The following is a 14,782-nucleotide window of genomic DNA, read 5'->3' as shown; positions in this document are numbered from 1 at the left end:
TCGGCATGGTCCGGAGGAGGACACCATGGCTAAGGAGACTGGCACGTCGATGATTGCCCAGAATCGCAGGGCCCGTCATGACTACCAGATCGAAGATCGGTATGAGGCCGGCATCGCCCTGACCGGGACTGAGGTCAAGTCCTTGCGCGAGGGGCGGGCCTCCCTGGCCGAGTCATTCGTCAGCATCGACCGTCGGCACGAGGTCTGGCTGGAGAACGCGAATATCCCTGAATATCTCAACGGCACCTGGAACAACCATGCCCCCAAGCGCAAGCGCAAGCTGCTTCTGCATGCCAAGCAGATCATTCGTCTGGAGCGGCAGATTCAGGCCAAGGGCTACACCATCGTCCCACTGAGCCTGTATTTCAAGGATGGCAGAGTCAAGGTGGAGATCGCCGTGGCAAGGGGCAAGCGTGAGTATGACAAGCGTCAGTCCCTGCGGGAGGAACAGGACCGCCGTGAGGCCCAAAGGGCCATGCGCTACCGGAACCGGCGGGGCTGAGATACGTGCTGATGCACTTTCCGATGCTCAGATGACTCTTGGATAGGGACGGTTGTCTGCTGATATTCCCTTGCACTATGCAGGTCGACACGCCCGGGGCTAAGGCGATTGGCGGTGTTCTATAAGGTCCTGAAGCTTGACCTGGAGCCAAATTCCGCCCTGCAGAGCAAATCGCAATGGAAGATTCAATAGTCAGCCGCGTGCATAAAAATACAAATGTGTGCATAATAGTGCATGTCGATCAAGGGACACGGAGGGTCGCCTCGGGCGGTCCGGAAGAGGAGAAGAGACATGGGCAAGATCAAGGCGGTGCTGGCGGCGGCTCTGAGTGTCACCCTGCTGGCCTCCCTCGGGGCCTGCGGAACCACCGACGAGGCGGACAGCAACAGTGCATCGGGCAAGTCCACAACAAGTTCCCATCCGGCGGCTTTTGACGTCAGTGGCATCAAAAAGGATCCGGCCATCGCGGCCAAGGTGCCCGAGTCGGTTTCCAAGGACGGCAAGCTGACTGTGGGCATGGAGACCTCGTATGCTCCGGGTGAATTCATGAATGAGGACGGAAAGACACCGATCGGCTATGACGTCGACCTGTCCAACGCCATCGCCAAGGTGATGGGGCTCAAGGGGGAGATGGTCAGCGCTTCCTTCGATACCATCATCCCGGCCATCGGCAGCAAGTACGACGCGGGCATCTCCAGCTTCACCATCACCAAGGAGCGGATGCAGTCGGTTGACTTCGTCACCACCTTCAAGGCAGGCACGGCCTTTGCAGTCAAAAAAGGCAACCCCAACAAGATCAATCCTGACGACATCTGCGGCGTCAAGGTCGGTGTGCAGACGGGCACCATCGAAGAGCAGCAGGCGACAGACAAGATTTCGGCCGAGTGCAAGGCCAAGGGCAAGAAGCCGGTGGATGTGCAGTCCTACAAGCAGCAGACCGATGCCGCCACGGCGGTGGTCAACGGCAAGATCGACGTCTTCTACGCCGACTCCCAGGTGACCGGATATGCCATCAAGCAGACCGACGGCCAGTTGCAGAAGCTGGGCAAGGATACCGACATCGTCCTGCAAGGAGCTGCTCTGAAGAAGGGCAGTGGCATGGCTGAAGCCACTCAGGCGGCACTCCAGAAGCTGATCGACGACGGCACCTACGTCAAGATCCTCAAGAACTGGGGCGTCCAGAGCGGGGCAGTCGAAAAGGCGGAGATCAACCCTGCGGTCTCTGACTGAGACAGGCCTCTAGGCGAGGGTCGGCTCGACAACCGGTCTGCGCCTAGCGGTTGGCCCGGCTGGATAGGCTGGGCCTGAATACGTTCAGCGGTGCGGAAGGAAGCAGGAGATGCATACCAAGAAGGGGACGGACCAGATTCAGATCCCCGGCAGAATAGAGGCCAGGCCGGTGCGCAAGCCGGGGCCGATCGTGGCCGCCGTCATCGTGGCCGTTTTCGTGGCCATGCTGATCCATGGCATGGTGACCAATCCCAACTTTGATTGGCCCACGGTCTGGAAGTATCTCTTCAACGAGCATGTCCTGGACGGCATCAAGTGGACCCTTCTGCTGACCGTCTACGCCATGGTTCTGGCCACAATCCTGGCCATCATCCTGGCGGTCATGCGCAAGTCGTCCAATCCGGTCCTGCGTTGGGTCAGCTGGTTCTTCATCTGGTTCTTCCGCGGCACTCCTGTATACACCCAGCTGGTCTTCTGGGGCCTGCTCTCCGTGCTGATTCCCAAGCTGGCCATAGGCATCCCCTTCGGGCCGGAGTTCTGGAGCGTCGACACCAAAACCGTGCTCAACGCCACCGTGGCCACGGTTCTGGGCCTGGGGCTGAACGAGGCTGCCTACCTTTCCGAAATCGTCCGTGCCGGCATCGAGGCTGTGGACCCCGGCCAGGAGGAGGCCGCCAAGGCTCTGGGCATGCCGCCCTCCATGATCATGCGACGGATCGTCCTGCCTCAGGCCATGCGCATCATCGTGCCGCCTACCGGCAATGAAACCATCGGCATGTTGAAGACCACATCCCTGGCCCTTGCCGTGCCCTTCACCCTGGAGCTCCAGTTCGCCACCAACGCCATCGCCAACCGCATCTACAAGACCATCCCGCTGCTGATCGTGGCTTGCATCTGGTACCTGGTCATCACCTCCGTTCTGATGGTCATCCAGGCCCAGCTGGAGAAGCACTACGGCAAGGGCTTCGACTCGCGGCCCCTGGCCGGATCAGGGGCCAAGGACGGCAAGGATGGCGAGGACCCGCAGACCCGTCAGGAAACTGACAAGGTCAACAAGGTCATGATGGCCGGGCTGAACGCCTGAGCGCAGGAGGAAAATCATGGACGAGGACAGGCAGACCAGGAAAAATGGGCAAGTCAATAAGAATCCGGCTATCGTCATCAGGAATGTGCACAAGGTATTCGGCGACCAGCATGTACTGCGGGGAATCAACCTGGAGGTCATGCCCGGCACGGTAACGGCCGTCCTGGGGCCTTCTGGTTCGGGCAAGTCAACGCTGCTGCGGCTGATCAACCAGCTGGAGACCCGCACAGCCGGCGAAATCTATGTGGACGGCGAGCTGACCGGATACCAGAAGATCGATACCGGCAAGGGCCCTGTGCTGCAGACCCTGGACGACAAGGCCATTGCCAGGCAGCGCTCCAAGATCGGCATGGTCTTCCAGCGTTTCAACCTCTTTCCCCACATGACTGCCTTGGAGAACGTCATGGAAGCGCCGGTCCATGTGGGCCGGGTTCCCAAGGCCGATGCCCGCCAGGAGGCTCAGGCCCAGCTGGAACGTGTAGGGCTGGAGGACAGGATGGACTATTATCCTGCCCAGCTCTCCGGCGGTCAGCAGCAGCGTGTGGCCATCGCGCGAGCCCTGGCCATGCACCCTGACATCATGCTCTTCGACGAGCCCACCTCAGCCCTGGATCCGGAGCTGGTAGGGGAGGTCCTGGGGGTCATGCGGCAGGTAGCCCAACAGGGCATGACCATGGTGGTGGTCACCCATGAGATGGGCTTCGCCCGCGAGGTGGCTGAGCAGATCGTCTTTATGGATCAGGGCGTCGTGGTGGAGCAGGGAGGCCCTGACATCATCGACCATCCGCACTCCGAGAGGTTCGCTGAATTCTTGCATACCGTACTCTAGCCTCAGCAGGCTCAGGCCCTGTCCAGGTTGTAGAAATTCCGGCAAGAAGCCTTCCGGACAGGCGACGGCGGAACTCCCATGGCTAGACTGGGGTCCATGTGCGGAATCGTCGGTTATGCAGGATCGGTGCGGACGGCCTGCGGCAGGCCCCTGGAGGTCTGCCTCAAGGGTCTGGAACGTTTGGAGTACCGGGGCTATGACTCGGCTGGAGTGGCTCTTGCTGCCCCGGGAATGACGCAGGTGGCCATACGCAAGAAGGCAGGGCGCCTGGGCAATCTGGTTGCTGATCTGAAGACCAAGCCCATGCCCGAAGCCACCGTGGGCATCGGGCACACCCGCTGGGCCACCAATGGCGAACCCACTGATGTCAACGCTCATCCCCACACCAGCCGTGACGGCAAGGTCGCGCTGATCCACAACGGGATCATCGAGAACGCCTCAAGGCTGCGACTGGACCTGGAGACCGAGGGATACACCTTCGTGTCCTCCACGGACACCGAAGTGGCGGCCAAGCTTCTGGGCAAGATTGCCCAGGAGATCGTCGATGCCACCGGCCAGCCCGATATCTTCGAGGCCATCAGGCGGTTGGCCCGTATGCTCAAAGGAGCTTTCACCATCCTGGCTGTGGACTCACGTCAGCCTGATCTGGTGGTGGGCATCCGACATGATTCGCCGCTGGTGGTCGGTCTGGGAGACGGGGAGAACTACCTGGGCTCCGATGTGGCCGCCTTCGTAGCCTATACACGCCAGGCCATGGAGCTGGGGCAGGACCAGGCTGTCTGCATCAGTGCGGACCAGGTCAAGGTTACGGACTTCCAAGGGCACCCGGTTGAGCATCCCCGCCGTTATACCGTCGACTGGGATGCCTCGGCCGCCGAAAAGGGCGGATGGGACTCCTTCATGGACAAGGAGATCCACGAGGATCCGGCTGCCGTCTCCAACACCCTGTTGGGCCGATACGACGAGTCGGGCGACCTGGATCTGGACGAGGTCCACATCGATGAGGAGGTCTTCCGCCAGATCGACAAGATCATCGTCGTGGCCTGCGGGACGGCCTCCTACGCTGGCCTGGTGGCCAAGTACGCCATCGAGCACTGGGTCCGCATCCCGGTGGAGGTCGAGCTGGCCCATGAGTTCCGCTACCGTGATCCCATTCTGACCCCGCGCACCCTGGTCGTGGCCATATCCCAGTCCGGGGAGACCATGGATACGCTGATGGCGCTTCGCCACGCACGCGAACAGGGTTCACGGGTTCTGGCCATCTGCAACACCCAGGGGTCCACCATCCCCAGGGAGTCCGACGCCGTGCTCTACACCCACGCCGGCCCCGAAGTGGCTGTGGCCTCCACCAAGGCCTTTCTGGCCCAGATCGTGGCGGCCTACCTGCTGGGGCTCTACCTGGCCCAGGTCAAGGGGACCATGTATCGAGACGAGATTCACCAGACCATCGACAGCCTCAAGGCCATGCCTGCCAAGATCCAGAAGGTGCTGGACGGACAGGCCGAGGTCATCAGCCAGACGGCTCAGCGTATGTCCAAGGCCCGCTCTTTCCTCTTCCTGGGGCGGCATGTGGGCTACCCGGTGGCGCTGGAGGGGGCGCTCAAGCTCAAGGAGATCGCCTACATCTTCACCGAGGGGTTCGCCGCTGGCGAGCTCAAGCACGGGCCTATCGCCCTGGTGGAGCCGGGGGAGCCTGTGGTGGTCATCGTACCCAGCGCACGGGGCCGCAATGTGCTGCACGACAAGGTCATCTCGGCCATCGAGGAGGTCAAGGCCCGTGGCGCCTTCACCATTGTCGTGGCCGAGGAGGGCGACCCGGACGCCGACCGCTATGCTGACGTGGTCTTTTGGAGGCCGCCCTGCCCAACCCTGCTCAGCCCCCTGGTGGACGTGGTTCCCCTGCAGCTGTTCGCCTTGGACATGGCCCGGCTCAAGGGTCTGGATGTGGACAAGCCCCGCAATCTGGCCAAGTCGGTCACGGTGGAATAGGATCCCATGGCTGTCGGGTCCGGGCAGCGGGGGCACCGGATGGTCCTTGAGGAGCCGCGGATCCCCTTCGAACCCCGAATCATATACGAGGACCAGCGCATCATCGTGGTCGACAAGCCCCATTTTCTGGCCACTATGCCTCGAGGGATGTGGTACGCCAGTACTGTGCTGATCCGAATGCGCCGACTTTACGGGGAGCCCGACATCATCCCTGCCCACCGGCTTGATAGGGCTACTGCGGGCGTGCTGGTCCTGGTGCGAGATCCGGCTGCCAGGCGGGCCTATCAGATGCTCTTCCAGGAGCATCGCGTGCGCAAGGTCTACCAGTGCCTGGCGCCGGTGCGACCCATAGTGCGTCCGCGGACCGGCACTGTGCGACACCTGGATTCGCCCCGGGTCTTCCCGCTGGAGCGCCGTTCCAGGATGATCAAGCGCCGTGGGGTTCTCCAGGCCTGGGAGGAGCGAGGGCCTGTCAATGCGGTTACTCGGATCGATTTGACGGCGGGCCAGGGATGCCTGGCCACCTACACCCTTTACCCGAAGACCGGTAAGACCCACCAGCTTCGTGTGCACATGAACGCTCTGGGGCTGCCCATAGTGGGTGACGATCTTTACCCCCGAATCCAGTCCCGGGCCTATGACGACTTCTCCCAGCCGCTGCAATTGGTGGCCCGTCGCCTGGAGTTCACCGACCCCTTCACCGGGGTTGATCGAACTTTCACCTCTTCCGTTCCCTTGGAGCCTCAAGGAAAAGCCTGAACAGTCAGACTGGTAAGACATAATGGTCAGGGGATCCCCGAGCCGCGGGACGACGTGGACGCGGCAGGTATCCCCGTCCGAGGTTTGAGACGGACCAGGAGGTTCTACCCATGAGCAAACCGACACGGCGGGCCTATCGATGGCCCAAGCACCTCAAGGGTCAGCAGTCCCTCTGGTACGGATGCGACTACAACCCCGACCAATGGCCCGAGGATACATGGGATGAGGACATCAGGCTGATGACCAAGGCAGGGGTCAACGTGGTGGCCTTGGCGGTCTTCTCCTGGTCGCGCATAGAGCCCAGCCAGGGTGTTTTCGATTTCGACTGGCTGGACCGGATCATCGACAAGCTTGGCCGGGCGGGCATCGGGGTCAACCTGGCCTCGGCCACGGCCTCGCCGCCGCTCTGGCTCACCCAGGCCCATCCTGAGGTTCTGCTCAGGGACGAGCGAGGCGACACGGTCTGGCCCGGGGCCCGGCAGCACTGGCGGCCCACCTCGCCGATCTTCCGCTCCTATGCCTTGAAGCTCTGCCGGGCCATGGCCGAGCACTACCGGAACAACCCCTATCTGGTGGCCTGGCATGTGGGCAATGAGTATGGCTGCCACAATCGCTTCGACTATTCCGACGATGCCATGCGGGCCTTCCAGCGCTGGTGCCGCCGCCGCTACAAGGACATCGAGGCCGTCAACCGCGCCTGGGGCACGGATTTCTGGTCACAGAGGCTGAGCGACTTCTCGCAGATTCTGCCGCCGCGCTTTATCGGTCAGGGGAATTTCCAGAATCCGGGCCGCATGCTGGACTTCGAGCGGTTCAGCTCCGATGCCCTCAAGGATTTCTACATGGCTGAGCGTGACACCCTGGCTGAGATCACCCCGGACATCCCCCTGACCACCAACTTCATGGTCAGCGCCGGCGGATTCGCCCTGGACTACGACGACTGGGGCGACCAGGTGGACTTTGTGGCCAACGACCACTATGTGACGCCGGGCAGGGATCATCTGGAGGAGCTGGCCTATTCCTCCAGCCTGGTGGACGCCATCGCCCGCCGACGTCCCTGGTGGCTTATGGAGCAGTCCACCTCGGCGGTCAACTGGCGGCCGGTCAACCTCCGCAAGGAGCCTGGACAGCTGGAGCGCGACTCTCTGGCCCACCTGGCACTCGGTGCTGATGCCATCTGCTACTTCCAGTGGCGGCAGTCCCGGGCCGGTGCGGAAAAGTTCCACTCGGCCATGCTGCCTCATGCCGGCGAGGACACGGCAGTCTTCCGCGACGTCTGCCAGCTGGGAAGGGATCTGCAGGGCCTCTCGCAGGCTGGTTTGGCTGGTACCACGCTGGCCAAGGCCCCGGTGGCCCTGGTCTTCGACTATGCAAGCCAGTGGGCCAGCTCTCACGCAGCCTCACCCAGCGACCGGGTCGAGCATGGCCAGGAGCCGCCGGTCTGGTACCGGGCCTTTCTGGACAACGCCATTCGGCCCGATGTCCTGCCGGTCAGGGCCGGATGGGAAGAGTATCCGCTGGTGGTCCTGCCAGCCCTCTACCTGATCGACGCTGACCTCTCCAAGCGGCTGCACAAGTATGTACACAGTGGAGGGCGGCTGATCGTCACCTGGGGCAGCGGCATCGCCGACGAGCAGGACCGCGTCTGGACCGGTGGGTATCCGGGGCCGCTTCGGGACCTGCTGGGTCTGTCGGTCGAGGAGTTCGCACCCATGGCTCCCGGCACACCTGGCCTGCTGGATCACCTGGACCTGGCCAACGGGGTCACGGCGCACGACTGGGCCGATGTCATCAGTCACCTGGACAAGGGCACCGAGGTCCTGGCTAGCTACCGGGCGGATCCCTGGACAGGGATGGATGGCATGCCGGCCATGACCGTCCATGACTGGGGTCATGGCAAGGCCGCCTATCTGGGCTGCCGTATGGATGCCCAGGATCTGGCCAAGGTTCTTCCTGCCCTGCTGGAGGCCCTGGATGTCGCTGATATGCGGTCGGCCCATGGAGACTCCGATCTGTTGAGAGTTGAGCGAGTCAGCAAGGATGATCGGACGCGATTTGTCTTTCTGTTCAACCGGTCCAGGCATCCGGTGCAGGTTCAGCTGGAGGGCCAAGCCCTGGTGGGTTCACTGGCCAGCGTTGACGGGGAGGGCAAGCAGGCCAGTCTGCAGGTCAATGGCGCGCTGGTGCAGCGTGTGGTCGGCCATCGGCATTGAGCTGGTGAATCCTGTACATGCCGGCGAAGATCAGCTCGGGATCGTAGACCCCGATCAGGTCGGTGTCCTGTGAGAACGTACGGCCCATGCCTCCCGTGGCCACCACGTGGAAGTCACGGCCTATCTCGCTGCGGTACTGACGGATGATCCGCTCCAGGCCGCCAAGGAAGTTGTAATAGAGCCCGGCCTGCATGGCCGTCCTGGTGCCCGTGGCCATGATGGTCTGAGGACGGGTGATCTCCACCTGGGGGAGCTGGGCGGTCTGACCGGCAAGGGCCTGGGCCCCGGAACGGATGCCTGGCACGATCAGGCCGGAGCGGATGGCGCCCCTGTCATCCACATAGTTGAAGGTGGTGGCTGTGCCGAAGTCGATGACCAGGACCGGCCCTCCGTAGCGGTGGAAGGCGCCAACGCAGTCGGCCAGGCAGTCGGCGCCCAGGGAGCGCGGGTCGTCCAGACGGATGTTCATGCCCGTCTTCACACCAGGGCCCACCACCATGGGGTCGATGGAAAAGAAACGGATCAGGCAGGATCTGACGGCGTGCATGACCGCAGGAGCCACCGAGGAGATGATGGCATCCTGCACGTCCGCAGTCTTGTAGCCGGCCAGGGCCATGAGCTGCCCCAGCAGAAGCCCGAACTCATCGGCCGTGTGGTCGATCCTTGTGGTCAGCCTGTAGGAGGCGGCGACCTGGTCGCCCTCCATGAATCCGACCTCGATGTTGGTGTTGCCGATGTCGATGGCCAGCAGCATGTCTCTTCCTCCCTGCCGTCGTCCGGGCGCGTGGCGCTTTCCGAATCCATCCTAAGCGCATAAGCCTGGGTGATGGCTTCGGGGAGTATGCTGGTGGGCGGTGATCGACCAGAATGGCGGTCAACCACAGCATAAGGATTCGTCAATGAACGCAGATCGACACGGCACGCATGCCCATGGCAGCGTGACCGCAGCAGATACAGAGGCGGCCCAGGAGCCAGGCCCCAGCACTGACCCCGAACTCAACGCCAGGATCAGGCCTATGAGGTCGGGCGGCAACACCCTGCCCTGGAAGCTGCTCAGTCTCCTGCTGGCCGTGGCCTTGGCACTCTCCCTGTGGACCGGGCATCGTGGACCTATTGGCCAGGCCGAGGGAGGAACCGTAGCGGACACGGTCACGGTGGGGCTCAAGCTGGCTCCCACCAATCTGGACATCCGCAACCAGTCGGGCACGGCGCTGGATCAGCTTCTGATCGGCAATGTCTATCAGGGCCTGGTGTCACGGGATTCCCGGAACCAGGTGCGCCCGGGCCTGGCCAGAACCTGGAATGTCTCCGAGGACGGTTTGGTCTACACCTTCCACCTGTATGAGGGCATCCGCTTCTCCAACGGTCATGCTCTTCGGGCCCAGGACGTGGTCGACTCCATTCGTGGGCTCATGGCAGGACACTATCAGGGCAGCGAGATGCTGGAGGGTTTCCAGGGCGTTCAGGCTACGGATCCGCTGACGGTGCGCCTGATGCTGTCCAGACCCTACCAGGACCTGCTCTGGCAGCTGAGCGGCCGGGCTGGCCTGGTCTTTGACCGGCGGGCCCATTACGACATGAAGACCCAGGCCGTGGGATCCGGCCCATACCTGCTGGAAAGCTTCCGGCCAAACGATTCGGTCACCCTCAAGGCCGATCCGCACTACTGGGGCAGCGACAAGCCTAAGACGCCAACCATCGTCATCCGCTATCTCAATGACGACAACGCCGCTGTCAACGCCCTGCGCAGCGGGGATGTGCAGGTGCTGGCTCCGGTCACCGAGAACCTGGCCAGTCCCTTCCGCAAGAACCCGGACTTCCAGGTCAAGGCGGGCGACGACACCGACAAGTACGTCCTGGCCATGAATGGCAAGGGCGCCGCCACATCCGACCCGCGGGTGCGCCAGGCCATCCGCCATGCCATCGACCATCGGCAGCTGATCGCCTCCCGGGGCGGATCGGACAGGGCCCTAGGCGGCCCCATACCCTCCCTGGATCCCGGCTATCAGGATCTGACCGGGCTCTACCCCCACGATCCGGAGCAGGCGCGGCGGCTACTGGCCCAGGCCGGGTACGGTCCCGAACACCGGCTCAAGCTACGACTGACCTATGCCAACACCTATGGCAGCGAACTGGGCGATCAGCTGCGCTCGCAGCTGCGCCAGGTGGGCATCGACCTGGATGTGAGGGTGGTGGAGTTCTCGGTCTGGCTGCAGGACGTGCATGCCAACAAGGACTATGACCTGTCTCTGGTGGATCATGGCGAGAGCCACGACTTCCATCAGTGGGCCAACCCCGGCTACTACTACAACTATGACAATCGTCAGGTCCAGGAGCTCTATAGGCAGGCCATGGCCACGACCTCCGCCGATGACTCCGACAGGCTCCTGGCCCAGGCCGCCCGGATTGTCAGCAACGATGCGGCGGCGGATTGGCTCTTCAACTACCGGGTGACCACGGCCTGGCGGACGGGGTTGGAGGGCTTCCCGGTCGATCTGAACCAGTCCCTCTTGCCCTTGTCCGGCGTGACCTACAGGCGGGGATAGCCATGGCCAAATTCCTAGTGCGGCGCCTGGTGCTCTTCATCTTGGCGCTGATGGGCATCTCCCTGCTGATCTTCCTGGCTCTGCGCATCCTGCCTGGTGACGTGGCCGCCGTCATGGCCGGGCTGGATGCTCCGCCTGCGCGTGTTGACCGGCTGCGTCGGCAGATGGGCCTGGACCGCTCCTACCCAAGGCAGTATCTGGACTGGATCAGCGGCTTTCTGCAAGGGGACCTGGGCAGGTCCATTCTGACCAACCGTCCCATCGCCTCCCAGGTTGGTGTCCGGGCCCAGATCACCTTCCCGCTGATTCTTCTGGGGCTGAGTGTGGCCCTGCTGCTGGGCATTCCCCTGGGCTGCGCGGCCGCTCTGGCGCGCTCGCCACGGATGCAGTCCTTCAGCCACATGGCCGCCATCGTGGGCGGATCCGTACCCGCCCTCTGGTCAGGACTGCTGCTGATCATGCTCTTCGCCAAGGGCAGCGGCCTGATTGGCCTGCTGCCCTCCCAGGGCTTTCCTGCTCTCGGCTGGGCTCAGCCGGGTCCGGCCTTGGCAGCTTTGATTCTGCCTGCTCTGTCCACCGGCATCATCGTGGGCGCCGGCATCATGCGGTACACCCGCTCCCTGCTGGGCGACATGCTCTCATCGGGGTATGTGGACATGGGCATGGCCTGCGGGATGACCAGAACCCAGGCTGCCCTGCGCATTGGTCTGCGACTGGCTTCCCCCCAGCTGGTCTCCGTGGTCGGGCTGACCATGGCCGAAATGATCACCGGTGTCATGGTCAGTGAGAACCTGTTCGCCCTGCCTGGACTGGGCTCCATGCTGATCACCGACGTGGGCAACCGGGATCTTCCGGCGGTTCAGTCCGAGCTGCTTCTTCTGGCGGCCTTCTTCCTCTTCCTGGGACTGCTGGTGGACGTTATCCATAGATTGATCGATCCGCGCTTTCGAGGTGTGGCCAGGCAGGAGGCGGCTGACTGATGAGCTGGGAACACGCAGACAGGCCGCGCTTGGGATCGAGGGCCGTATTCCCGGGCCGACTGGGATTTTTCAGGCGGATGCGGGTGGTGCTGGCCAGCATGTGGGGCAAGGCCTCGGGGCGGTACTCGCTGATTGTTCTGGCCATATGGATCCTGGTCTCCCTGGTCTCCAGGTTCTGGACCCCGGTTCCTATCTGGACCACCGACGGGTACCGGATCTGGCAGGCCCCCAGCCGCGACCACCTGCTGGGAACGGATGGCACCGGGGCAGACATTCTCTCCTGGCTGATGGCGGGATCGGCCACCAACCTGGCCATCAGCCTTCTGGCGGTCCTCCTATCGGGTGTATTGGGGCTTCTTCTGGTCATGGCCATGGTCTCGCGCCGTTCGGGAGTGTCGCAGACCGTCGTGGTTCTGGTCGACGCCCTGATTTCCCTGCCTACGGTTCTGCTGGCCCTGATTCTGGCCGTCCCCCTGGGACCCAGCATCGCCGTGGTTGTTGTGGCCTGCGGATTCGGCTACGGACTCAACCTGGCCCGGATCGTACGGCCCCAAGCGCTTCTGGCAGCAGAGTCGGACTATGTGCAATCCGCCCGGCACAGCGGGGTCGGATCCTTCAGAATCTTCTGCACTCATTTGGTACCCAATGTCATTCCGGTCCTGTGCGTGCAGCTTTCCATGTCGGCGGGGACCTCCGTGCTGGCTGAGTCAGGGTTGACCTACTTGGGGGTGGGCGTTCCCTCTGGTCTGCCCTCCTGGGGGCACTCGCTGACCACCTCGGTCAAGTTCATCAATGTCTTTCCACTTACTGTGCTCTGGCCTGGCCTGGTGGTCACGATGGTGGTGGTTGCTCTGAACCTATTCGGCGACGCTCTGCGTGATGCCATCGATCCGGTTACCAACCCCAGGCTCAGGGCTGCCGTAGCTGCCGCCGGACGGTCCACTCTTCAATCCGGGCAATCAGATGACGCTGATCATCATGTCGAGAATGCGGTCCATACAGGCGAGGGAGGCCAATCATGTCGCTGAATATTGACGGCCTGAGCCTGTCCATCAATGGCCACACCATTCTCGACCAGGTGGACCTCAAAGTCGGGGACGGCCAGCGGGTAGGCCTGATCGGCTCCTCAGGCTCCGGAAAGTCGATGATCGCCCGCAGCGTTTTGGGCACCACACCACTGACGGCCTCCCTGTCGGGATCCATTCTGGTGGACGGGCTCCAGATTCTCGGTTCGGACGACCGGTCCCTGGCGGATCTGCGCGGTTCCCGGATGGGCATGATCTTTCAGAATCCTTCCACGGCCCTGAACCCGGTCAAGAAGATCTACAGCCAGGTTGAGCTGCCTCTTCGCCGCCACTATCGTCTGAGCGTCCAGGAACGGCGCAGGCGGGTCATGGAGATATTGGCCCAGGTCGGGTTGGATGCGGATCTGGCTGGATCCTATCCGCATGAGCTGTCCGGGGGACAGCAGCAGCGGGCGGCCATAGCCACAGCCCTGGTCACCAAGCCCAGACTGATTCTGGCAGACGAGCCGACCACGGCCCTGGATGCCATAACCCAGCGGCAGATTGTGGACCTGTTGGTCTCCTTGGTCGACCAGAGCGGGGCCTCCCTGCTGTTCATCACCCATGATTTCTCAGTCCTGGCCCGGGTTGCCGATTACTGCTACATCCTCGATGCAGGGCGAGTGGTGGAAAGCGGACAGACGCAGAGCATTCTGCGCAGCCCATCCAGCACACAGGGCAGGACCCTGGTGCGAGCGGCCAGAGAGTTGACGCTGAGCACAGATGGAGGCAAGCATGAGGACGACTGACAGTGCACATGCCGATCCGATCCTGATCGGGGAGGGCCTGACCAAGGTCTATGCCTCCAGGGACAGTGGAACGGCTCGAGAAGCTGCAGTTGACGGCATCGATGTTTCCCTCCTGCCGGGGGAGTGCTTGGCGATCATAGGGGAGTCCGGCTCAGGGAAGACCACGCTTTCCCATATGCTCCTTGGTCAGTTGAGGCCTGATGCCGGGCAGGTGGCATATGAGGGCAGACCAGTTCTGCATGGTTCCCCGGCCGCCAAGGAGCTTGCCCGGGACTCTGCTCTGGTCTTTCAGAACCCTTTTGCCTCCCTCGACCCGCGCTGGACTATCGGTCGATCGGTTGCTGAACCTCTTCTGGCTGCCAGGCGCAGGGGAAGCGGGCACCTATGGCATCGTCGTCAGGGTGGGACGGGCTCTGCTGATCAGGTGGCCAAGGTCTTGTCAGAGGTTCAGCTTGATCCAGGCAGGATCATGACGGCTTATCCCTCCGATCTGTCCGGAGGCCAGGCTCAGCGGGCGGCCATAGCCCGAGCCCTTGTTGTCAAGCCCCGGATACTCTTGGCCGATGAGCCCATGAGCGCCATTGACGTTTCAGCACGCGTTGGGATTCTTCATACCCTTCAGTCCATCATGGCCCAGTCCAGAAAGCAGAGCAATCCGTCAAATGGCATGTCCATGATCATCATCTCCCATGATTTGGGCGTGGTTCAGCACATCGCGCACAGGGTCATGGTGCTCAGTCAAGGAAAGGTGGTGGAGGAGGGGCCTGTGAAAGCCATCCTCGATCACCCCAGTCAGTCTTATACTCGTCAGCTACTGGCAGCTGCGACCCTATAGGT

General features: G+C 62.7%; 13 protein-coding genes. 12 read left to right on the top strand and 1 reads right to left on the bottom strand.

What is annotated here, in order from left to right:
* Positions 1-25: 25 nt before the first annotated feature.
* The 7 genes from smpB to H3T92_RS01825 all read left to right on the top strand — a co-directional run bounded on the left by smpB (position 26) and on the right by H3T92_RS01825 (position 8,606).
* Positions 26-502 (top strand): SsrA-binding protein SmpB, encoded by a 477-nt coding sequence (smpB, locus tag H3T92_RS01855; protein ID WP_024626674.1) that lies wholly within the window; start codon positions 26-28, stop codon positions 500-502.
* A gap of 291 nt (positions 503-793) precedes the next feature.
* Positions 794-1,732 carry an ABC transporter substrate-binding protein gene (locus H3T92_RS01850; RefSeq protein WP_198189311.1) on the top strand — a complete coding sequence of 313 codons (939 nt, stop codon included), beginning with the start codon at positions 794-796 and terminating at the stop codon, positions 1,730-1,732.
* A gap of 109 nt (positions 1,733-1,841) precedes the next feature.
* Positions 1,842-2,816: an amino acid ABC transporter permease gene (locus H3T92_RS01845; protein ID WP_121914155.1), complete on the top strand. Its 975-nt coding sequence runs from the start codon at positions 1,842-1,844 to the stop codon at positions 2,814-2,816.
* Positions 2,817-2,832: 16 nt separating this feature from the next.
* On the top strand, positions 2,833-3,645 hold the full coding sequence (locus tag H3T92_RS01840; RefSeq protein ID WP_198189310.1) for an amino acid ABC transporter ATP-binding protein: 813 nt from the start codon (positions 2,833-2,835) through the stop codon (positions 3,643-3,645).
* Between the two features lie 96 nt (positions 3,646-3,741).
* Positions 3,742-5,634, top strand: a complete 1,893-nt coding sequence (gene glmS, locus H3T92_RS01835) for a glutamine--fructose-6-phosphate transaminase (isomerizing) (protein WP_198189421.1) — start codon at positions 3,742-3,744, stop codon at positions 5,632-5,634.
* 6 nt (positions 5,635-5,640) lie between these two features.
* On the top strand, positions 5,641-6,393 hold the full coding sequence (locus H3T92_RS01830) for a pseudouridine synthase (protein WP_198189309.1): 753 nt from the start codon (positions 5,641-5,643) through the stop codon (positions 6,391-6,393).
* A gap of 110 nt (positions 6,394-6,503) precedes the next feature.
* On the top strand, positions 6,504-8,606 hold the full coding sequence (locus tag H3T92_RS01825; RefSeq protein ID WP_198189308.1) for a beta-galactosidase: 2,103 nt from the start codon (positions 6,504-6,506) through the stop codon (positions 8,604-8,606).
* Here H3T92_RS01825 and H3T92_RS01820 read toward each other — a convergent pair.
* The gene (locus H3T92_RS01820; RefSeq protein ID WP_198189307.1) at positions 8,563-9,360 is read right to left on the bottom strand and encodes a type III pantothenate kinase; all 798 of its coding nucleotides are present in this window, start codon (positions 9,358-9,360) and stop codon (positions 8,563-8,565) included. The two genes, H3T92_RS01825 and H3T92_RS01820, sit on opposite strands and share 44 nt — an antisense overlap.
* 145 nt (positions 9,361-9,505) lie before the next feature.
* Here H3T92_RS01820 and H3T92_RS01815 point away from each other — a divergent pair, with 145 nt between their 5' ends.
* From H3T92_RS01815 to H3T92_RS01795, 5 genes are all read left to right on the top strand, one after another.
* On the top strand, positions 9,506-11,152 hold the full coding sequence (locus H3T92_RS01815; protein ID WP_232341823.1) for an ABC transporter substrate-binding protein: 1,647 nt from the start codon (positions 9,506-9,508) through the stop codon (positions 11,150-11,152).
* Between the two features lie 2 nt (positions 11,153-11,154).
* On the top strand, positions 11,155-12,132 hold the full coding sequence (locus H3T92_RS01810; protein WP_198189306.1) for an ABC transporter permease: 978 nt from the start codon (positions 11,155-11,157) through the stop codon (positions 12,130-12,132).
* A 77-nt stretch (positions 12,133-12,209) separates the two neighbouring features.
* Positions 12,210-13,160, top strand: coding sequence for an ABC transporter permease (locus tag H3T92_RS01805; RefSeq protein WP_232341874.1), 951 nt, complete (start codon positions 12,210-12,212; stop codon positions 13,158-13,160).
* Positions 13,151-13,945, top strand: coding sequence for an ABC transporter ATP-binding protein (locus H3T92_RS01800; RefSeq protein ID WP_198189305.1), 795 nt, complete (start codon positions 13,151-13,153; stop codon positions 13,943-13,945). The genes H3T92_RS01805 and H3T92_RS01800 overlap by 10 nt, the downstream gene beginning before the upstream one ends.
* Positions 13,932-14,780, top strand: a complete 849-nt coding sequence (locus H3T92_RS01795; protein WP_198189304.1) for an ABC transporter ATP-binding protein — start codon at positions 13,932-13,934, stop codon at positions 14,778-14,780. Before H3T92_RS01800 ends, H3T92_RS01795 begins: the two co-directional genes overlap by 14 nt.
* The last annotated feature ends 2 nt before the right edge of the window (positions 14,781-14,782 follow it).

The sequence above is a fragment of the Bifidobacterium sp. W8112 genome (assembly GCF_016101425.1).
GTDB classification, from domain to species: Bacteria; Actinomycetota; Actinomycetes; order Actinomycetales; family Bifidobacteriaceae; genus Bombiscardovia; species Bombiscardovia apousia.
The sequence above is the reverse complement of the archived record's forward strand: the minus strand, read 5'-3'. Positions and strand labels throughout refer to the sequence as shown.